The 21,662-nt window shown below is 40.4% G+C and carries 19 protein-coding genes; 12 read left to right on the top strand and 7 right to left on the bottom strand.

The window, feature by feature from the left end; genetic code table 11:
* Positions 1-105: 105 nt before the first annotated feature.
* From L6494_RS10285 to glsA, 4 genes are all read right to left on the bottom strand, one after another.
* Positions 106-477 carry a sulfite exporter TauE/SafE family protein gene (locus L6494_RS10285; protein ID WP_190696129.1) on the bottom strand — a complete coding sequence of 124 codons (372 nt, stop codon included), beginning with the start codon at positions 475-477 and terminating at the stop codon, positions 106-108.
* A 24-nt stretch (positions 478-501) separates the two neighbouring features.
* Positions 502-1,467 carry an acetamidase/formamidase family protein gene (locus tag L6494_RS10280; RefSeq protein ID WP_237994465.1) on the bottom strand — a complete coding sequence of 322 codons (966 nt, stop codon included), beginning with the start codon at positions 1,465-1,467 and terminating at the stop codon, positions 502-504.
* Positions 1,468-1,634: 167 nt separating this feature from the next.
* Positions 1,635-2,303, bottom strand: a complete 669-nt coding sequence (locus tag L6494_RS10275; protein WP_237994463.1) for an AIM24 family protein — start codon at positions 2,301-2,303, stop codon at positions 1,635-1,637.
* Between the two features lie 347 nt (positions 2,304-2,650).
* A complete protein-coding gene (gene glsA / locus L6494_RS10270) occupies positions 2,651-3,625 on the bottom strand; it encodes a glutaminase A (RefSeq protein WP_237994461.1) in 975 nt (324 codons plus the stop codon).
* 826 nt (positions 3,626-4,451) lie between these two features.
* Here glsA and L6494_RS10265 point away from each other — a divergent pair.
* The 7 genes from L6494_RS10265 (at position 4,452) to L6494_RS10235 (ending at position 12,246) form a co-directional block, all read left to right on the top strand.
* A complete protein-coding gene (locus L6494_RS10265) occupies positions 4,452-5,564 on the top strand; it encodes a septal ring lytic transglycosylase RlpA family protein (RefSeq protein WP_237994459.1) in 1,113 nt (370 codons plus the stop codon).
* Positions 5,565-5,866: 302 nt separating this feature from the next.
* Positions 5,867-6,676: an IS5 family transposase gene (locus tag L6494_RS10260; RefSeq protein WP_237994456.1), complete on the top strand. Its 810-nt coding sequence runs from the start codon at positions 5,867-5,869 to the stop codon at positions 6,674-6,676.
* Positions 6,677-6,750: 74 nt separating this feature from the next.
* Positions 6,751-8,346 carry a bifunctional pantoate--beta-alanine ligase/(d)CMP kinase gene (locus L6494_RS10255; protein WP_237994454.1) on the top strand — a complete coding sequence of 532 codons (1,596 nt, stop codon included), beginning with the start codon at positions 6,751-6,753 and terminating at the stop codon, positions 8,344-8,346.
* Positions 8,347-9,086: 740 nt separating this feature from the next.
* Positions 9,087-9,689 carry a superoxide dismutase gene (locus L6494_RS10250; protein ID WP_237994452.1) on the top strand — a complete coding sequence of 201 codons (603 nt, stop codon included), beginning with the start codon at positions 9,087-9,089 and terminating at the stop codon, positions 9,687-9,689.
* Between the two features lie 159 nt (positions 9,690-9,848).
* On the top strand, positions 9,849-10,055 hold the full coding sequence (locus L6494_RS10245; protein WP_237994450.1) for a hypothetical protein: 207 nt from the start codon (positions 9,849-9,851) through the stop codon (positions 10,053-10,055).
* A 142-nt stretch (positions 10,056-10,197) separates the two neighbouring features.
* The gene (gene purM, locus L6494_RS10240; protein ID WP_237994448.1) at positions 10,198-11,220 is read left to right on the top strand and encodes a phosphoribosylformylglycinamidine cyclo-ligase; all 1,023 of its coding nucleotides are present in this window, start codon (positions 10,198-10,200) and stop codon (positions 11,218-11,220) included.
* A 339-nt stretch (positions 11,221-11,559) separates the two neighbouring features.
* Positions 11,560-12,246 carry a PHP domain-containing protein gene (locus L6494_RS10235; RefSeq protein ID WP_237994445.1) on the top strand — a complete coding sequence of 229 codons (687 nt, stop codon included), beginning with the start codon at positions 11,560-11,562 and terminating at the stop codon, positions 12,244-12,246.
* Positions 12,247-12,407: 161 nt separating this feature from the next.
* Here L6494_RS10235 and L6494_RS10230 read toward each other — a convergent pair whose 3' ends face one another.
* Positions 12,408-13,409, bottom strand: coding sequence for a cyanophycin synthetase (locus tag L6494_RS10230; RefSeq protein ID WP_237994442.1), 1,002 nt, complete (start codon positions 13,407-13,409; stop codon positions 12,408-12,410).
* A 276-nt stretch (positions 13,410-13,685) separates the two neighbouring features.
* On the opposite strand from L6494_RS10230, the gene L6494_RS10225 reads away from it, so the two are divergent.
* The 5 genes from L6494_RS10225 (at position 13,686) to L6494_RS10205 (ending at position 17,350) form a co-directional block, all read left to right on the top strand.
* Positions 13,686-13,922 (top strand): hypothetical protein, encoded by a 237-nt coding sequence (locus L6494_RS10225; RefSeq protein ID WP_237994439.1) that lies wholly within the window; start codon positions 13,686-13,688, stop codon positions 13,920-13,922.
* A gap of 185 nt (positions 13,923-14,107) precedes the next feature.
* The gene (locus tag L6494_RS10220) at positions 14,108-14,992 is read left to right on the top strand and encodes a YihY/virulence factor BrkB family protein (protein ID WP_237995936.1); all 885 of its coding nucleotides are present in this window, start codon (positions 14,108-14,110) and stop codon (positions 14,990-14,992) included.
* Positions 14,993-15,131: 139 nt separating this feature from the next.
* Positions 15,132-16,427, top strand: a complete 1,296-nt coding sequence (purB, locus tag L6494_RS10215) for an adenylosuccinate lyase (RefSeq protein ID WP_237994437.1) — start codon at positions 15,132-15,134, stop codon at positions 16,425-16,427.
* Positions 16,428-16,719: 292 nt separating this feature from the next.
* Entirely contained in the window at positions 16,720-16,941 is a 222-nt protein-coding gene (locus tag L6494_RS10210; RefSeq protein WP_237994434.1) for a hypothetical protein, read from the top strand.
* Positions 16,928-17,350, top strand: coding sequence for a putative toxin-antitoxin system toxin component, PIN family (locus L6494_RS10205; RefSeq protein WP_442946991.1), 423 nt, complete (start codon positions 16,928-16,930; stop codon positions 17,348-17,350). Before L6494_RS10210 ends, L6494_RS10205 begins: the two co-directional genes overlap by 14 nt.
* A gap of 191 nt (positions 17,351-17,541) precedes the next feature.
* Here L6494_RS10205 and L6494_RS10200 read toward each other — a convergent pair whose 3' ends face one another.
* Together L6494_RS10200 and L6494_RS10195 are read right to left on the bottom strand one after the other, a co-directional pair.
* Positions 17,542-18,381: an SWIM zinc finger family protein gene (locus tag L6494_RS10200; protein WP_237994429.1), complete on the bottom strand. Its 840-nt coding sequence runs from the start codon at positions 18,379-18,381 to the stop codon at positions 17,542-17,544.
* A 4-nt stretch (positions 18,382-18,385) separates the two neighbouring features.
* Entirely contained in the window at positions 18,386-21,559 is a 3,174-nt protein-coding gene (locus L6494_RS10195; protein WP_237994427.1) for a DEAD/DEAH box helicase, read from the bottom strand.
* Positions 21,560-21,662: the final 103 nt, after the last annotated feature.

Below are 21,662 nucleotides of genomic sequence, written 5' to 3'. Positions count from 1 at the left end.
TTATTTCGTGCAACTTCATAGAGAATTGCTATAAGGGGTGTTAAATCAGTTATCAGTTATCAGTTATCAAGTGACTGGTAAATGATAACTGATGATCCCAATCCCCTAACGTATGAATAAATACCGTATACCAATAGCTAACAAAAATATGCCGTAAAGCTTTTTCATTATTGCACTGCTAATAAATGGCTGATTAGCAAACATTGCTCCAAACAGATTACCAATTACTAGCCCAATAGCTATAATCACTGCATATTTAATATCAATTTTGCCGCTACGATAGTAAACTGCTGCTCCTAAAATCCCAATTGGTAATACTTGGGCGGCGATGGATGTACCAGTAGCAAATTTTTGATCCATCCCCATCAATAACACCATTGCCGGTACCATAATTGCACCGCCACCGATGCCAAACATTCCACCAGCAACGCCAGCAGCTAAACCAATTAGCAACAGTTGAATGAGTAAATTAGACATAGAAAACTGTGAGTTTTGTTGTAACTATAAACTGATTTTAGATGACAATATCGCTTTGGGAAGCATACCATGTACACCTTTGTTGGGACTATTAACAACTTGGGTAATGCGGAAATTGACTGCTAAACTACACAAAACATAAGCATCTTCTGGGGACAAATTGACAAAATGCTCTAGAAAATCAATCATATTTTTCAGAGCCATTTCTAAAGCTGCATCTAATGTGGGAGCAAAACCCATTGTGATAATATCAGTCGGTGTTTCTGCAATGGGTGTTTTAATTGGTAAATTCTGACGGAGTGTAATTTTGATGCGGCCGTTCATGGAAGTTTCGATGGCGGTGACATTTACTTCCCCATCTCCCTGTGCAGAATGTCCATCACCAAGGGAAAATAATCCCCCAGGAACGAAAACCGGTAAAAATATACGTGAGCCGGCTTGTAGTTCGCGGTTGTCGATATTACCACCATAACAGCCAGGAGGAACAGACGATCGCTCGTTTTCTGGGGTGGCGACACCAAGAATCCCAAAAAAAGGTCTCAGGGGAATTTTAATCCCGCTATTAAAAGGAAATTCGGCGGTGTTGTTGACTAAATCTAGGGGGATAAATCGCAAAGCAGGTTGAGTAAACTGATTGGGTAATGCTCCCCAACCTGAACGAATGGCATTAAACCCGACTGGTAAACTAGGTGCGATCGCTTCTAATTCTACTTCTAAAACATCCCCCGGTTTTGCCTCTCGAATGTAAATTGGCCCTGTGAGTAAATGCGGCCCTGCGGCAATTTTGCGTTCTGGGGGTAAGTTTTTGCAGATATCTAAAAATTCAGATGTAATAAATTCTGGTGGTGCTTTATCGTAAATGTAGTAACCTGTATAGGTTTCTACGTCAATTGTGTCGCCAGAATCAATAGTCAGTACAGGGTCTAGTAGGTGAGAGAAACCCCCTAGATGCACAGTTGATTTGGTGGCTTTTAAAATGTGGTGGGTCATTACCGCTATGTTTAGTTGCTCAGTATTATTGGTTAGAATAGCGGTTTTGTAACGGTTATAAATATCTTTAGCTGATAAAAGGAATTAAAATTTTAAGTCAAAAATCATCTCATCGGAAATGCTCAAAATTTAATTCCTTGTTGGTGCAACCAACAAATAAATAATTATTACCGCGAAGTGTTGGGAATTGCTGCTGTAATTTGGCGTAACATCATTACTTGCCAATAAGGTATAGGAGCAAGTAAGACAGTACCAGTTCCCTCAAAGGTATTGACTAGAAACTCACCAGAGGTCATTGAACCTAAGATAGATTTAGTAGCTTTTTCAACGCGATAATTTATTGTATTTGTTCGGGCGATCGCAAAATTACCATCCACTACTAATCGCTCATTGCGTAAGTTTACCACCTCTACAGGCCCTTGCGTCACCATCACTACTGTCCCTCTACCTTTGACTTTGGTTTGAAACAAACCTTCGCCACCAATTAAACCAGATACTAATTTATTGCGCTCAATTCCGACTTCAATATTGCCATCACTAGCCCAATAAGCACCACTGTCTAATATCCATTCATTACCGTCTAATTCTAAAATGTGATATCCAGACAAAGAAGGCTCTAAATATAATTCACCTGTACCTGTGTACGTGGGGCGAAAAATGTTTTCTCCTGTGGCTAGAGATTTTAAAAATCCCCCGGCTGAAGGTGCTTTAGATTGCATGGTAATATTGCCACGCATATAATACATTGCCCCAGATTCAGTACGCACTGTTTCGTTTTGCAATGTTACTTTCACTAAACGTAAACTTTCGCGCTCAATAATTTCAAAATTTGCCATTGTACTTTCCTGACTTTACCCAAGTCGCAGAATTTACCTATAGTTTTGGCATCTCTTTTTCTAGATGGCAAGTCAGACATTTAGTGCTGAGTGCTGAGTGCTGAGTTCTGAGTGCTGTTAGCGGTAGCGCGGCGTTTAGCCGGTGCTGAGTTCTGAGTGCTGAGTGCTGAGTTCTGACGTGTTGGGTTCTTTTTCAATCCCCATCCAACACCCTTACACCCTTACACCCTTACACCCTTACACCCTTACACCCTTACACCCTTACACCCTTACACCCTTACACCCTTACACCCTTACACCCTTACACCCCTATATATATAGATATAGCTTCTCTAAGAGGGTATCCTTCAAATTTGTGAACCGGAACAATCAAATAGATGTAAGCCTAAACGCTGAGATAGTTCTTCACAGACTTTTACTCCCCTAACACTGTTACCACGGCTATCTAAAGGTGGTGAAAACACAGCAATTCCCATTTGATGGGGGACAACAGCCATAATACCGCCACAAACACCACTTTTGGCAGGGATACCAATTTTGTAAGCCCACTCACCGGCAAAGTTATACATCCCGCAGGTATACATGACGCTGAGAATATCTTTGATGTAACGCTTATCTACAGCTTGTTCGCCTGTAATTGGGTTTGCACCTCTGTTGGCTAAAGTCGCAGCCATCACGGCTAAGTCACGACAGTTCATCATTACGGCGCATTGTTGAAAATATAGGTCTAAGGCTTCTTCAATATTTTGGTTAATCATGCCAAAGTTAAGCATTAGATGCGCCATTGCGCGGTTGCGATGTCCGGTGCTGCGTTCGGAGGTAAAGACGGAAATATCAACAAATACATCATGACCAATGTAGCGTCGAAACATATCTAGTAACCGATTAAGGCGTTCTGTTGCTCCCGCTCCTTTAATTAAACTGGTAGTGGCGATCGCGCCAGCATTTACCATTGGGTTATACGGTCGCTTTGATTGCTCATCCAGGATAATCGCATTAAATGCCTCACCAGTTGGTTCTACTCCCACTCTAGTCAGTACATAATCCCGTCCATGATCCTCTAAGGCCAGTCCGTAAGCAAATACTTTAGAAATTGATTGGATAGTAAATAGCTGTTGAGAATCCCCAACTTCGTAAATCTGACCGTCTACGGTAACAATACAAATACTAAATAAATCTGGGTTGACTTTTGCTAGTTCGGGAATGTAGTTTGCTAATGTTCCTTCCGTCAATGATTTGTATTTAAGGTGCAATTCATTAATCACCTTTAACAGTGGAGAGGAATTTATTTCTATCTTTTCTTGATTTTCTGGGTTGGACATGAGGCTAATAGCTTGATATTTAAAAACTTAATTGATCAACTGAGTTAAAAATCACTATTTGGATGTAATTTTTAATACATACGAAAAATAGTCTACACACTCTTGAGGATAATTTTTGATTTTTCCCTGAACAACTTTATTTTGATTAAATAAAATATCTGCTACAGTAACAAGCACTTTTTTTTACTCATGATTACTGTAGTGTTATGTCACTGCTACTACATCTTGAGGCTACTTACAAAGTATTATTACATATTCTACATTATAAAAAACATATAAATATGAATCACTATTGCAGTGGAATATAAAACTATTCTGGCTATAAATCTTTATGTGACTAGCTTGTAAGATAATGTAAAAAAAATATAAACTAAATTAAATACAGTAAAATTATTGATGTTTTTTTGTATTATATTTGATTATGATTACTAATATTACTAAACTTTATTAGTCTAAAATATTACAAAATTTCCCGGTAAAAACCCTGATATATTTATTATTCATCCCAGCATTTTCAAATCCGGGAAATCTTAAGTTTTGATAAGAAAATGTTAGTAGTTTGAAAAAAACGTTACATAGGCGAAATCCGCATACGAACAAGGTTTTGCCCTTGTCCTCAGAACTTAAATTAGAAAATCATGGAAATTCCTACGCTAAAACCCTGATCCCCAAGCTGAGAACTTCATGTTAGTCTGTTGCAGTTATAAACAGAAAGTAGAAGCGGAACGAGTTCGCATCTTAGGAGAGTTTGCTAATAACTAAAATTTGTTACACGCTCCCAATTACTAAGAAACTGCTGTTCTATAGTCGCTTTAAAATCGGACGCATGAATCAAAGACATTTTTGGACTATTGTTGCCTTATCTCTGACCGTTATGGGGACACCCTCAGTTGGTCGTACTCAAACCACCAAGCTAAATACACCAGCTGCACCAAAAGCAGCAGCTGGTGATGTAGTTAAGGTAGGGGAGTTGAAAACTTCAACAGGGGGAAATACCTCTGATGCTGTGAATACGAGCATTCATCCTCACAAGGTTGGCGGTCGGAGGGCGGCGACCCTTTATATCCGAAACATTCCAGTTATTACATTTTTGAGTTCTAAACCAATTGCTAGCACCGAAAAGAAAGTAGGTGTCATAGGAGCAAATGATCAGGGCGTGCAATTGTACGCCCTTAATACTGAAAACTCATTTCAGGTGGCGAGTCTAGGCAATATAGCAAATGCCAAGATTCCCACTGGCTCGCTGCAAGATGACCCAGTGCATAAAGCCGGTCTGATAGCAGCCAAGATCAACCAGATGATCCGAAATAATGTGAAGGCTGATCAAATCAGCGTCAGTTGGAAGGGACAAGGCGAAGCGAGAGTTGCCAATCCATCTCAGAACAAAGGTGTCTCAGTCCAACAACAGCCAGGCGATCGCTACACCATCAAAATCAACAATCAAGAATTGGTGGAAATTAATCAAAATACCCGCCTGGCAGATACCACCAATGACCTAGCAAAAGACGCGTTGCAAGCCACAAACCGCCTACGGAGACTAATCGGCAACGCCTCTCCTCTCACAGAGATTGCTAACTTACCATCACGTTCACGTTCATCACAGCCTGTAGCCAATTTGCCCCAACAAATTGCTAGCAATATTAGACTTAGCTTCCAAGGGATAGCTTCCTTTTACGGTCGGGGTTTTCATGGTAGACCCACTGCAACAGGCGAGAGATTCAACTCAGAAGCCATGACCGCCGCTCATCGTAGCTTACCCTTTGGTACAAGAGTGCGTGTAACCAATACCCGCAACGGTCGTTCTGTTGTAGTGCGAATCAACGACAGAGGCCCATACATTCGGGGTAGAGTGATTGACTTATCGACCGGTGCAGCCAGAATGATAGGCATGATCGGTAGTGGTGTTGCACCAGTGAAAATTGAAGTTCTGGGTCGGTAGTTTGGGGGAAGGTGACGGGTTACAGGTTACAGGTTACAGGTGACAGGTTACAGGTTACAGGTTACAGGTGACAGGGGGATTTTGGATTCAAACTAATCCCCAGTCCCCAGTCCCCAGTCCCCAGTCCCCAGTCCCCAGTCCCCAATCCCCAATCCCCAATCCCCAATCCCCAATCCCCAATCGCCCCTAGTTCTTTCTCTTGTCCTTAGAGGGTGTTTATAAATAAAAAATAAAGAGGATCGCAGTCATTTCGCAGGACAGGTATTTTAAAAAAGACAGTCGTCATATTTGAATCGGATGCCATGAGTCGAAAACCTTATCCCACAGACATTTCCGATACCGAATGGGATTTGATTAAATCAATGATTCCAGCAGAACGTAAGCACAAACGTGGAAAAAAGCGTGAAATCGAGATGCGGGAAGTGGTAAATGCGATTTTTTACATCTTGCGCGCTGGCTGCTCATGGCGAATGATGCCTCACGATTTACCAGCATGGCAAACTGTATACTCATATTTTCAACGTTGGCAGCGCAAAGGTATATGGCAAAAAATTCATTCAGTTCTGCGAGCGCAACTCAGGCAACTCGAAGGACGAGATGTAGAACCATCCGCAGGAATTATAGACTCACAAACAGTGAAAACAACTGAGAAAGGAGGGGTGAAGGGCTATGATGCCGGAAAAAAGATTAATGGTCGCAAACGCCATATCCTTGTTGATACGATGGGTTTAATTTTGATGGTTGTTGTACATACAGCTTCAATTCAAGACCGTGACGGAGCAAAACTGGTACTAGATAAAATTCAATACTCATTCCCCAAACTGCATTTAATTTGGGCAGATGCTGGATATGCTGGAAAACTAGTTGATTGGGTCAGGTATTTTATTGGCTGTGCAATTGAGATTGTTAAACGCTCTGATGACACTTCAGGCTTTAAAGTATTACCTCGACGTTGGGTTGTGGAACGTACACTTGCATGGTTAGGTCGTTATCGTCGTCTCAGTAAAGATTACGAGTATCATCCCCAAACAAGTGAAACCATGATATACGCCGCTATGACGCATTTAATGTTACGTCGATTAGCCCGTAATCATAGTCGCTCAACCGCTTAAGAATTATTTTATAAACACCCTCTTAGATAAACTAACGGAGGAGAGGCTAAAGAAGAACTAGGGGTATTTTTTTTGTGCGCCTGCTGACAAAAGTTGCAGCTTTACGTTGCTATTTAAATAAACATCGCTGGGAAACTCAGCTTACAGGAACAGATGATCTAGTCCTGGATGGAATGAGCGGTTGGTATCAGACAGCCATTGGTCTAGTACCCACTATGGGCAGTTTACATCAAGGGCATTTAAGCTTGATTGCACGGGCGCGACAAGAAAATTCGACGGTAATTGTCAGTATTTTCGTTAATCCCCTGCAATTTGGCCCTAATGAGGATTTTGAACGCTATCCTCGAACTTTGGCAGAAGACCGAAAATTGTGTGAACAAGCTGGGGTAGATGCCATTTTTGCGCCTACTCCGGAAGAAATGGGAATTTACAAGAATATACAAGAATATAAGGTAACACAAGTAATCCCTCCATCTGCTATGATATCTGGCTTGTGTGGTCGTTCTCGGTTAGGTCACTTTCAAGGTGTGGCGACGATTGTGACTAAGCTTTTGAACTTAGTACAACCTGACCGAGCCTACTTTGGTCAAAAGGATGGTCAGCAGCTAGCTATTATTAAACAGTTAGTGGCTGATTTAAATTTGCCGGTAGAGATTATTGCTTGTCCGATAGTGCGGGAAGCTTCGGGTCTGGCCTTGAGTTCTCGTAATCAGTATTTGACTGCCGAAGAAAAACAGCAAGCAGCAGTATTGTATTGCGGTCTGCAACAAGCTGAAAAGGCTTTTCGTGCAGGTGTAAGCGATCGCCATCAATTGATAGCCGCCGTCCAACAGGAATTAGCCAAGGTCAGTACAGTCTCAGTGGAATATATTGAATTAGTTGAACCGACTACATTGATGTTTTTAGATAAAGTTACGGAGGAAGGAATGCTTGCGATCGCAGCTCGTCTTGGGTCTACACGGTTGATTGATAATACCATCTTGCGCGATCGCCAACCTATCATCGCTATTGATGGGCCAGCCGGGGCTGGAAAATCCACAGTAGCCCGACAGGTGGCAGCAAAGTTAGGTCTAGTGTATCTAGATACAGGCGCGATGTACCGTGCTATGACTTGGTTAGTGCTAGAACAAGGTATTGCCATTGATGATGAGTGTGCGATCGCCCAATTAGCTAATGAATGTAAAATTGAACTGACTCCCAGCCCAGATTTACAGTCTCCCGTGCGGGTTTGGATTAATGAAACTGATGTGACTCAAGCTATTCGTTCTATTGCAGTCACATCTCAAGTATCTGCGATCGCTGCCCAAGGTGCTGTTCGGGAAGCCTTGGTAAAACAACAGCAAATCTGGGGCAAAAAAGGTGGTTTAGTCGCTGAAGGTCGAGACATTGGTACTCATGTATTCCCCGATGCAGAAATCAAAATCTTTTTAACCGCCTCCGTTGGTGAACGCGCCCGTCGTCGTCAAGAAGACTTTCAAAAACAAGGACAACCAGAAGTCAATCTAGAACAACTGGAACGAGATATTGCCGAACGTGACTGGAAAGATAGCACTCGCAAAGTCTCCCCCTTGCAAAAAGCAGCAGATGCCATTGAACTGCAAACCGATGGTCTCACCATATCTGACGTTACACAAGAAATTGTTAACTACTATCAGCAACGCTTATCTTAGTGCTGAGTAATGAGTGCTGAGTAATGAGTAATGAGTAATGAGTAATGAGTGCTGTTAGCGGTAGCGCGGCGTTTAGCCGATGCCGAGTAAAAATACTAATATCAAGTCCTGTTAATTAGTTATGATTCCTACAGGCATTGTACCCCTCACCGTTTACAGCTTATTACTGGTCAAGTTAGGCTTGACGGTTCGTAGTAAGGACTTTAGTCCTTAGAAAAATCAGGACTAAAGTCCTTACTACGAACTTGCTTATCCATCAATTTAAACTTAACGCACTAGTATCAATCCCGCTTCGGAATCAATTCTGACTTCTATTACTACTTTTTAAATTAGTAGAAATAAAACTCATCATCACCAATGCTGATTTCTTCCATTGAGTTAAATATATTTAAACTATAGATAGATGCCTCTAATAAAAAATTAGTAACAATAGATAAATGGCACTTTGCCACTTAAGGTTCAGATTATGCTCTGGCCGGCTGCCCCTCTCTCATGCCTCCTACTTCAAATAGCTACATCTAGCAAGTATTAGCTGTTTTTATTTATCATCATGAATTCCTAGTAATTTAACTGATTGAGAAATTACTTGGGCTGAATATTCACTTTGGTAGTAGAATGACGATGTTAAGTTTTATATCCTAAGTATTAGGGATATAAAATGGCTAGGCGCAAAACCTGTAACTTTGTAAGCTGCCGCAATAGGTTTTAACTAGAACACAGTAAAGAGAGGACTTGACAAAATGGCATTCACACAACCAGCGTTACCTTACGACTTTAATGCTTTAGAGAACTATGGCATGAAAGCTGAAACCTTTGAGTATCACTATGGCAAGCATCATAAAGCTTATGTAGATAACCTCAACAAGCTGACCGACGGTACAGAATTGGCTGACAAATCCTTAGAAGAAGTCATTCAAATCTCCTTTAAAGACTCTTCTAAAGCTGGAATATTCAACAACGCCGCCCAAGTTTGGAATCATACCTTCTTCTGGAATTGTTTGAAACCCGCAGGCGGTGGCGCACCTACTGGTGAACTGGCAGCTAAGATTGAGAAAGATTTTGGTAGCTTTGACAAATTCAAAGAAGAGTTTTCTAATGCGGCTGCAACTCAGTTCGGTAGTGGCTGGGCTTGGTTGGTTGATGATGGTGGGACACTAAAAGTAATGAAAACACCAAACGCAGAAAACCCCCTAGCTCATGGTAAGAAGGCACTCCTAACCATAGATGTTTGGGAACACGCCTACTACATTGACTTCAGAAATGCTCGTCCAGGATTTATCAAAAACTTCTTAGATCAATTAGTAAACTGGGACTTTGTGGCTGCAAATCTAGCTAAAGCCTAATTTGTAGTTAATCATCTTTTGAGATGTTGCCAATATTTCCATAAATCAACAGTCACGGCTCAAATCGTGGCTGTTTTGTTATCTCATTAGCATGGGTAGCGATCGCATCCTCCTATAATTTAATATTATGTTAAATAACTAGTGCAACAATTATTACCAATGAATAGCAAAGAACTCGCACAATTCATGGAAGCAACCAATGGTATTGCCAAACCCTGGCTATTGGTACAGTTGCGGCTGAAAAAACTCCAAGAACGCAAAGCTACTATTTCTGAAGATACCTATGCTAATGAATTAGCAGATATCCACCAAGATTTAATGAATTTAGGTGAATGGTGGCGCGGTATTGAAGAAGAAGTTTTTTAATAGGTGACAGGTGACAGGTGACAGGTGACAGGCGGAATCTACTTGATTAAGAAGGGTTTAGTCATTAGTTCTATAGACTATTGACTATGGACTATGGACTATGGACTAATGACTAATGACTAATGACTAATAACTAACTCTTATGGATTATCGGGATGCAGGGGTTGATGTAGAAGCTGGTCGAGCTTTTGTAGATCAAATTCGCAATTTGGTTCACAGCACTTTTAGACCAGAAGTTCTGGGCGGATTGGGTGGTTTTGGTGGTTGTTTTGAACTTCCAGGCGGTTACAAACAACCTGTATTGGTTTCTGGAACTGATGGTGTGGGGACAAAGCTGAAAATTGCTCACATTCTCAACCGTCATGACACTGTTGGCATTGATTTAGTCGCTATGTGTGTTAATGATGTGTTGACATCAGGGGCTGAACCATTGTTCTTTTTAGATTATGTCGCCACGGGCAAACTAGATAAAGAGCAGCTAACTCAAGTAGTGGCGGGTATCGCCTCTGGGTGTAAGCTGGCGGGTTGTGCTTTGTTGGGAGGAGAAACAGCAGAAATGCCTGGTTTCTACCAAGTTGGTGAGTATGATTTGGCTGGTTTCTGTGTGGGAATTGTGGAAAAAAGCCAAATGCTCAACGGTTCTCAGGTAGAAGTTGGCGATGTAGCGATCGCACTTGCTAGTTCTGGGGTACACAGTAATGGTTTAAGCTTAGTTCGTAAGGTTGTCAGTGATGGGGGCTTTAGTTGGGATGACACACCAGAATTATTAGGTGGTGCAACTATCGGCGAAGCATTTCTGCAACCTACACGCATCTATGTCAAATCTGTTTTGGCTGCACGAAAAGCCGGCATAGAAATTCACGGGATGGCACATATTACAGGCGGTGGCTTGCCGGAAAATTTACCTAGGTGTTTGGGCAAAGGTCAATCCCTGAAAATTGACCCCAACAGTTGGACTATTCCCCCGATTTTTCAATGGCTAGCTGAAGCCGGTTCTGTCAGTACGGAAGCCATGTATAACACTTTCAACATGGGTATTGGTTTTGTCTTGCTCATCCCACCCCATGAAGTAGAACAGACTATTAAATTCTTTGACGCAGAGAAGATTCCAGCTTGTGTGGTTGGTGAAGTGATTGCTGGTGAAGGTATATTGGTAGGATTGTAAAAAAGTTAATTTTGATACAATAATCAAAGAGGTTTCTAGATTGGTAGGGCGGAATAGTTCTACCAAATCGAGGATTTGGAGATAATTAACTCAGTATTTATCTAAGTATCTAAAACACGATATTCAAATATTTGTTACTGATACTTATGAAGGCAATTGGATATACTCATGACCGTAAGCATTTAGATTTGCTAACGTAGTCTTAACATATTGAAAAAATCTGACTGATAAAACTGAGAAAATAGCTTTCAGCACTAATTAAAGGTGCTGTTAAATGCTCATTTCTGGATTTGGCGTGTTGGTGTGTCAGGAATCACGTATTTTTATTCAGAGAGGGTTATGGTAGTAAATTTTGCCCGGACATCTGCTTCTAGGGAACTCCTACAGGAAGTTTTCCAGAATATAGATGCCCAAAGTTGTCCGAAATTATTTAACTTTCATATGCACACGGTCTACTCAGACGGTAGATTACAGCCTAGTGTGTTGATGGAGCAAGCGATCGCTATTGGCTTAAATGGCTTGGCGATTACCGACCATCATACTATCGGTGGCTACGAAGCGGCAAAAGCTTGGCTAGAAGACTGGAAGTGGACAAATCCCGGCGTAACTACTCCGCACCTATGGAGTGGTGTAGAAGTGAACGCCAATTTATTGAATGTGGAAGTTCATATTTTGGCATATGATTTTCAGCCAGCACACCTAAGTATGAGACCTTATTTACAAAGAAAGGTAACTACTGATCAAGAATATGAAGCAGGTAATGTGATTGCGGCGATTCATTCGGCTGGGGGATTGGCTGTATTAGCCCATCCAGCACGTTACAAGCGATCGCACTTTGACTTAATTCCCGCAGCCGTAGAATATGGGATTGATGGTGTAGAAACATTCTACGCTTACAACAACCCCAACCCCTGGAAACCCAGCGTCAAAGAATCACAGCAGGTACAACAACTAGCTCAAGAATATGGGCTGTTAAATACTTGTGGTACTGACACTCACGGTTTAAACCTCCTGCAACGGCTGTAAACTAGGGTGTAGGGGTGTAGGGGTGTAGGGGTGTGGGGGTGTAGGGGTGTAGGGATTAAGGAAATGATGATGTTTCCGTTAATTTTATAGTCATCACTCATTTTGACTTTTGACTTTTGATTTTTGACTTCCGCGTAGCGGTACTAGTCCCCAGTCGCTACTCAATTCTGGCTGTGATAATCTTTTTCTAATGCCTGAAGAATCTTGAGATATAGCTGTTCAACTCTTTGAATTTGGACATCTCCTATTGAGGCATAGTGAGTTAAGCTAGGCGAACCGTTAACTTCTATGATGACATAATCTACCATTGGTCTGGTTAGATCATGGGTAATGATATCCAAACCTATTAATCTCAAGCCCATATCTTTGGCGACATTTAAAGCTAGTTTTTGAAAGTCAGGGTGGATACTTTCGGTGACATCTACTGCTTCTCCACCACTAGATAAATTAGCGTTGTCTAAAATGTAGATAATTTTACCATTAGGAATAATACTGCTGAAATTGAGATTCTGTCTTTTTAGTTTACGTTTGATGCGGAAATCATCAAAATCTATTATTTTTTTTCTACCACTTTGCATAAAATTTTCTTGCTTTTGGTGAAGTAGCTCTAAAATAGTAGATTCACCATCACCGATCACGGATAAAGGCAGTCTTTGATATGCTGCAATTACTTCATTATCTATGACTACAATTCTGTAATCTTTACCCACATAAAATTTTTCTACAATTAGCCCTGAATTAATTTGCAATATTTTTCTAACTACTTGATAGTACTCTGTTTTATTATGAACTTTAGTAACTAGTTTTCCCTGGCTGAGATTAATTGGTTTAACTATTACAGGAAATCCTAAAGTTTGAGCATATTCAAATCCGACATCTATATTTCTATCATTACTAATCTTTTCACACAACTTATGGCTAAAAAATGTTTTGCCTTCAGTAACTTTATATCCAAAATGTTTGAGAAAAAAATTAGAATAACCTTTATCTTTTGCTATCTCGGCTGATCCAAAACCATTAATATTTAATTTCGTCGTGCTAAAAAATGTTTTATGCCCATTTTTAAAAGTAATATGTCCCACCAATTGATATTCTGGATCTATGACAACTACTGCACCTATTTGGGGTGCAATTTTTTGAATTATTGATGTTACTAATGGCATTTATGTTTTTAAAGTATAATTTGTTGCTCAGATTTTAACTAACCTAGAACTATTGGTCAACTAATTGGTGATCCTTCCAACCTCTACAAGCCGAGATTTTGAATTTCATACTGAATTGGGATTTTCAAATTAGTTAGTCTAAAATATAGCCCTCGGTGTTGACAATTTATAAATAATCGAATAACAAGGTGGCAGCACTATAAAAAAGGAGCTAGTGAATTTCTGTAAGAAGATTCACTAACAACTTTACTGAAACTTAATACGGTTAAGATAATCATGCCACAAAATACTGAATACAAAGCACCAAGCTCTGAAACTCCAGCCAAGGATTACAAACAACGCCTAAATTCGTGGGCGATCGCACGGTTACTTCCTGATGCCAGTCGTGAGATTGTGGCGCGTTTTCGTAGTCGTTATGATGCCGATGGTTATATACAGCATCTGAATCAAGTAGTCCCAAATGCTTCCTTCATGGTGGTTTTTGATTGTCAGCCTCAAGAAGCAGCGATTTAGAGTGTGATGAGGTTAAAAGCTAAGAGTAAAGGGTATGGGGGTGCTTCTATTTCTGGGTTAAATGAGTCTAAATTATGCCTTAAGAAAGCTTTATAAGTACCTTGGGGAAGATGCCATTACTGAGTAAATCAGTATCCAATATATCAGGGCAAAAAGTGGCATCTTATTCCAGGGAGACTGATTTAATGAACTTGCAGGCGATTTGGCAACTTTTTCAGGAAGCATTTAGAGAATGGAATGAGGATCAGGCTTCGCGCTTGGCTGCTGCTTTGGCTTACTATACGGTTTTTTCGATCGCACCGTTGCTAATTATTATAATTGCGATCGCAGGTGCAATATTTGGTGAAGAGGCCGCCAGGGGTGAGATTGTTAACCAAATTCAAAGTGTAGTTGGTAGACAAGGGGCAGAATTCATCGAGATAGCCATTCAAAATGCCAGTAGGCCACAGGCTGGAACAATCGCCTCTGTGATTAGTTTGGTAGTGCTGCTATTGGGTGCGACTGGTGTGTTTACTGAGTTACAAGATTCTCTTAACACAATTTGGGAAGTAAAAACAAAACCAGGACGTGGTGTGAAGAACATCATTCGCAAACGTCTTTTATCCTTTGCCATGATCTTGGTGATTGGCTTTCTGCTGTTAGCTTCTTTGGTAATTAGTGCAGTATTAGCAGCAGTCGTGAATTATTTTAGTGGCGTATTACCAGGGATTGGTTATCTCTGGCAGATACTGAGCTTTGTTATTTCCTTTGCGATCGCTACAATCATGTTTGGGCTAATTTTTAAAGTCCTACCTGATGTGAGACTAGCTTGGAGTGATGTGTTAATCGGTGCTAGTTTGACCTCACTGTTATTTTCTATCGGTAATTTTTTATTAGGAAAATATTTAGGTAGTAGCAGCTTTGACTCGGCTTATGGTGCGGCTGGTTCACTGGTAGTTCTTCTGATTTGGGTTTACTATACTGCCCAAATTTTGTTTTTTGGGGCTGAATTTACCCAGGTTTATGCTAGGAAGTACGGTAGACGCATTGTTCCGAATCATAACGCTGTGTCTATAAAAGGTGACAGGTGATAGGGGACAGGGGACAGGGGATAGGGGACAGGGTAAAGAGTAACTAATGCCCAATGTTCAATGCCATCGCACTACAAAAAGGCGATTGAGATGGGGTAAATAGAATGTAGAATATGACAGTTGTATTCTGCCGCGAACGTTGATTGAGCGTTATACTTTGCCCGAAATGGGCAACCTGTGGACTGAATCTTATAAGTTAACAACCTGGCTTCAGGTAGAGATTGCAGTTTGTGAAGCCCAAGCTGAATTGGGCTATATTCCGTCTGCGGCTGTTGAGGAAATTAAAGCTAAGGCAAATTTTGATCCGCAACGGGTGTTAGAGATAGAGGCGGAAGTCCGCCATGATGTGATTGCTTTTTTGACGAATGTCAATGAATACGTAGGTGATGCAGGACGTTACATTCACCTGGGATTAACCAGTTCAGATGTATTAGATACGGCTTTAGCATTGCAAATGGTTGCTAGTCTGGATGTTTTAGCGCAACGCCTGGAAGATTTAATTCAGGTAATTCGCGAAAAAGCACGGGAACATCGTTATACAGTCATGGCTGGCCGATCGCACGGGATTCATGCTGAACCCATTACCTTTGGGTTTAAGCTGGCTGGGTGGTTGGCGGAAGTGTTGCGTCATCAACAACGCCTGCAAATTCTCCGCGAAACCATTGCAGTCGGGAAGATTTCTGGCGCGGTGGGAACTTATGCCAATATTGAGCCGAGAGTAGAAGCGATCGCTTGTCAAAAATTGGGACTCCAACCGGATACCGCTTCGACACAAGTTATTTCGCGCGATCGCCACGCCGATTATGTGCAGCAATTAGCCTTAGTCGCCGCCTCCATTGAACGCTTTGCTGTAGAAATTCGCAATCTGCAAAAAACAGACGTTCTGGAAGTGGAAGAGTTCTTCTCGAAAGGTCAAAAAGGCTCTAGTGCTATGCCACATAAGCGCAACCCCATCCGTTCTGAACGATTGACGGGGATGGCGAGATTAGTTAGAAGTCATGCTGGTGCAGTTTTAGAAAACGTCGCTTTGTGGCATGAACGGGACATTTCCCACAGTTCTGTAGAACGGGTAGTTCTCCCAGATGCTTGTATTTTGACGCACTTCATGCTTAAGGAAATCACCGAATTGGTGAAAAACTTGCTAGTCTACCCAGAAAACATGGCGCGGAATCTCAACTGCTATGGTGGGGTGGTATTCAGCCAAAAAGTGCTATTGGCTTTAGTAGACAAAGGAATGAGTCGAGAAGAAGCATATGCGATCGTCCAACAAAACGCCCACAACGCTTGGAACAAGCCAGAAGGAAACTTCCACGACTTAATTACCCAAGACCCCCGTGTAACTCAAAAGCTATCACCAGCAGAAATTGCTGTATGTTTTGACCCCCAGCAACATCTGCGTCATTTAGATGAGGTTTACCAAAGGTTAGGAATTTAGGCAAAAACTATGAGAGGTTAACATGTGTTAGCCTCTAAGAAGTTGTTTGAAAATTCAAAATGACGCTCGCGGACTCGCTCTAAGCGAAGCTATGCCGAAGGCTTTACGCTGCGCTAACAAAATTCAAAATTAAAGACAGTTGGAGTCGGGGATTTAAACCCCAACTCAACTGATACTAAGTGTAGAGGTAGGGGTCTTAAACCCTTGAATTTACGATAATTGAAGATAGTGTAAAACAGAAAAAACTAGCAATTGCTATAATAAACATAGACTAATTAATGTTTAATTTATCATGGAAAATATTACCATTCAAGTTGACCCAGAAATTGCCAAAGCGTACCGAGAAGCAGAACCAGAAAAACAGCAAAAAATCCAAATATTTCTGAACATAATGCTGCAAAAAGTAGTCAGTCAAAAACCACTCTTAGATATCATGGAAGAAGCGAGTCAACAAGCAATTGCTAACGGAATGACCCCAGAAATTTTAGAATCAATTCTCAATGATGAAAACTAACCGTATCGTAATTGATACAAATGTAATTGTTAGTGCATTAATCTTCTCTAAATCTACCACAATGCAAGCTTTTAGAGAAGCCAAACAAAACGGATTAATCTTAATTTCTGTGGAAATTTTATCAGAATTAATTGATGTACTCAGTCGTCAAAAATTTGACCGCTATCTATTGAGAGAAATTCGTGAAGACTTTTTAGCCAGTTTAGCCAGAGAAACAGAATTAATCACAATTAATGAAACAATAGATATTTGTCGAGATCCTAAAGATAATAAATTCTTAGAATTAGCCATTTCTGGAAAAGCCACTCATATTATCACAGGAGACAAAGATTTATTAGAACTGCATCCTTTTCGAGATATCTTGATTGTTACACCGAGCCAGTTTTTAGATAGTGTATCTTCAAATTAAACGCCCAAACTATGAAATAAAAAATTTTGTGTAATCCTATTTACAAAAACCGCGATACTTTGTTGCACATTAGCTTTTTTAATAGCATAGAGAAACACTTCTCGGTATTCACAACGACTCAGTGCCAAAGAGTCATTGTGTAGCAATTAATGCTACATTATGAAGTGTGGAATGTGTGTTTAAACAACCTCTTACATTAAATTTTGATTTTTAGTTTTCACTCGTTGATAAAGTTCCTCCATTGTCTCAAGAAAAGAATTATCTTTTCGCCAAAAAGCTGGAAAATCACCTTCTTTCTTCACCAAAATTGCTGACACGCCGCTATCATTGGCGACTTCAATAGTAGAAGGTAATCGCTTTGTCCCTAACCAAAACTCTCTTAAATTTGGCTTTTCACTCACAGATTGTTTTTCTAACTTTGGATAAAAAGATTCGCTAGGTTCAATAGTTAACTCTTGAGAATCTAATACTGTAGATAGTGCTTTACCCAAAGGAGAATCCGCTAGCTTTGCTTGTAGTTCTACTTTCGAGAGTCCCCGTAATTCAAATAATAAAAATGGGTTGTTATCCAGTTGAGAAGCTACTAAATAATAAACTCCAGCAATGTGCTTGCAAGGATTAGCATAATCTGGACAAGAACATTTAGTTTTGAAGTCTTTACTACTATGGGGTAATAAATGTAACCCCATTTGGGAAAAATTTTCTTCAATATTTTCGGGAACTTCGTTTAATAACAACCGTGAAACAATGCTAGCTTTAGACGAAAGGCTTTTTATCGCTTCATTCCAGCGAGTTTTGGCAATTGGGGTAATTTCAATGACTATATTATATGTAGGTTCTTTGTAAACTCCAAAGTAGGGATTAACTGAACCTCTAACTTTAGCCGTGATAATATTTTTATCAATTGCAAAACTTTTAACTTTACCACCACGAGCATAAGAACGTCCTCTTTGCAAGCGGCTGTCATCGGTAAAATCTTCTAGTGCTTTGATAAAGCGATCGCCCCACCAAGTTCTGCTAAACTTATTCATATATTTACTCCAAAATTGTGCTTTTATTCAGGGCAATTAGTTGTTTAAAGGCTTCATTATCTAATTCTGTTAGCCATGATTCATCACTTCCCACAACTGCGGAAGAGAGTTTTTTCTTATCTTCAATCATTTGGTCGATTTTTTCTTCTAAAGTTCCAATCGCCACAAATTTATGGACGAAGACATTCTTTTTTTGACCAATCCGAAAAGCGCGGTCTGTAGCTTGGTCTTCCACGGCTGGATTCCACCAACGGTCAAAATGGAAGACATGATTAGCTTTCGTTAAAGTGATACCCACACCGCCTGCTTTTAAGGAGAGAACAAATACAGATGGTTCTGTATCAGGATTTTGGAAGTCATGAATCATTTGTTCCCGACGTTGGCGACTTGTACCACCGTGTAGGTAATAAGTATTACAATGTAGATTGTGTTTGATATATTTTTCTATTTGTTCGCAGACTTCTGTAAATTGACTAAATATCAGCAGACTTTCCCCTTCAGACACCGCCTCATCTACCATTTCTACTAAGCGGGAAAGTTTGTGCGATCGCTCCGGTAAAAATTCGCTACTATCTTGAAGGAACTGTCTGGGATGATTGCAAATCTGTTTCAATTTCATCAGTGTGGAGAGAATTAAGCCTTTGCGTTTTATCCCCTCGGTCTCTTGTAATTTCTCTTCGACATCTTTGACTACTACTTCATATAATGAAGCCTGTTCTTTCGTCAGGTTAGTATAGAGCTTTTGTTCAACTTTATCTGGTAAGTCATTGATAATAGATTGGTCTGTTTTGACGCGCCGTAAAATTAAAGGTTCTACGAGTTTCTTTAAGGTAGTTGATTTAACTTTGTCGTTGTCCTTCTGAATGGGAATCTCGAAGGATTTACGAAACTGTGCTTCTTTACCCAAGTAACCAGGATTGAGAAAATTAAAAATAGACCACAAATCAAGTAAGCGGTTCTCGACTGGTGTACCGGTTAAAGCTAGTCGGTGTTTCGCTGAGATTTTGAGAATTGCTTTAGTTTGCGCCGCTTTGGGATTTTTAATATTTTGCGCCTCATCTAAAACTAGACGTTGCCATTCAATACTACCCAGGAGTTTTTCATCCTTGCGCGCCAGAGTAAAGGAGCTAATGATCACATCATACTGTTTACAGGCGGCTTTAAAATCGGTAGGATTTTGCAGGCGATCGCTACCATGATGCACCATAGTTTTTAAATGGGGTGCAAACTTGGCAATTTCTCTTTGCCAGTTACCGACAACGGAAGTCGGCGCGATTAATAATGTGGGTAATGGGGAATTTTGGCTATCTTTCTCCTGGACTAACCTCGCAATTACCTGCACGGACTTACCAAGTCCCATATCGTCTGCCAAACAGCCATTTAACCCCAATTTTTCTAAATATTGTAACCAAGCTACACCCCGCTTTTGATATTCTCGCAGGTTGCCTTGCAGATTTAAGTCTTCAGAAATCGGTTCTAACTGACTTTTATCTTGCAACTTCGCCATAATTTCTGATAAACCTGCGTCATATTCAATTTCCCATTCGTCCCCAGCTTCCGCACTGCGTTGCATAAACTCCAGCAAGCTCATTTCCGGCTGTTCATCGCCGTGGGATTGCCAAAACTCTAGTAATTGCTGCATTTTATCCCGGTCTAATTCCATCCATTGACCGCGAAAATGCACTAGCGGTGCTTTAGCATTAATTAACTGTTCCCACTCTTGGGGTGTGACAGGCTGTTCACCAATTGCTAACTCATACTGATACTGCACCAGTGAGTCTAAACCAAAATAGCTTTTGCTTTCACCTTTAGTTGCAGCCTGCTTGCGACTTGACGCTTTGAGGCGAACTTTCGCACGGCGACGACCAGCCGGAGTATACCAAGCCGGGACAATGACCTTAAATCCTGAGTCTTCCAATACCCAAGCACTGTCTTTGAGGAAATCAAACGCCTCCTCTAAAGTCAGCTGCATTCCTGTGGGAGAGTCCGTTTCCAAACCTTGCCAAAGTTTAGGATACATTCGTGCTGCATACCCTAAATTCAGCAGCAAATTAGTATCAAAATCCTTACCAAATTCTTTGTTTACACCAGTTTTGGTTTTTTGGTTCATCGTCCAGTAATCAGCCAAAGCCAGCTTTAAAGAAGGGTCTTTTTTACTAGATACCAAAAATTGCATCTGCCAATTGTCTATTTGTTCCGCCGTGGGAGAATGCAACTGAAAACACAGATGAAACGGTGAATCAGCTTGACTACGAGTAATTCTATTTTTCCATGCTAACCATTGCTGATATTCTTGGAGGGCAGTATCAGTTCTCAGTGGATTGTGCTTTTGGGGATAAAGACAATAGTAAATCAGAGAATCGGCAATTTGTTTGTCAAAAGCGGCTGTAGAGGGTGTATTGGTAACTAAATTGTTGAGGAGACATTCAGAAAAGTGCCGTAATAGAGTTTCCTGATCAAAAAATTCTATTTTATCGCTCTGTATAGTATTTCCTGCCACACAAATTAGTGGCATATATTCAATATACTTTTGAATATTTGTTTCGTATTGCTCAGAAATTATCTCCCACCCAGCATATATCTCAAATTCCTGTGGTTGTGGGGATTTACTTTTTTTCTTAGTTGTTGTAGCTGCCGCTATAGGTCTATATTTAAGAGACGGAATATATTGGTCTTTGAGAATTATTTGTCTAAATTCTTGAGTGTAATGATACCAAAATAATAAATCTGAGCCTAGTTGAAATTCATTACCATTATATAGGGCTAAAAAATGAATATCTTTGAGTAATTTAATAATATTAATCGCTGTTACTGATTTGAGAGAGCCAACCGTTTCATAACAAGTTACTTCCCAATATTGAAAATCTTCATATTCTTCAGGAACTTCGATTTCTAGATACTTGATTAATTCTGGTGAAGGTAAGGGCTGATTATTAGATGTGGGTAGGGCAAAATATTTGGAGGATATACGTTGTTTTAATAGTAATTCACGTTCTTTAATACCCAAACTTTCAGTTAAAAAAGTAATTAATTCATCTGAAGATAGATGTCCAGGATGAACTTGTGGGTGAGTACGCTTTTTTTGACTTATAGGAGTTTCTATCCATAGGTAAAACGAACCCGACTGAATAAAATCCGATGCTGTATTTGGTATCCACGAACCATGCAGGACTTTCATCTAAACCTCCTTTGGAGTCCTTTAGGTAATATTATTAAGAATATTGGTATCTGTGGACTTTTTAGAAAGTGTCACACCTTCCCCTTACTTTACCAAAAACTAG

Origin of the sequence: Nostoc sp. UHCC 0870, assembly GCF_022063185.1 — a bacterium.
GTDB lineage: Bacteria > Cyanobacteriota > Cyanobacteriia > Cyanobacteriales > Nostocaceae > Trichormus.
The sequence above is the reverse complement of the archived record's forward strand: the minus strand, read 5'-3'. Positions and strand labels throughout refer to the sequence as shown.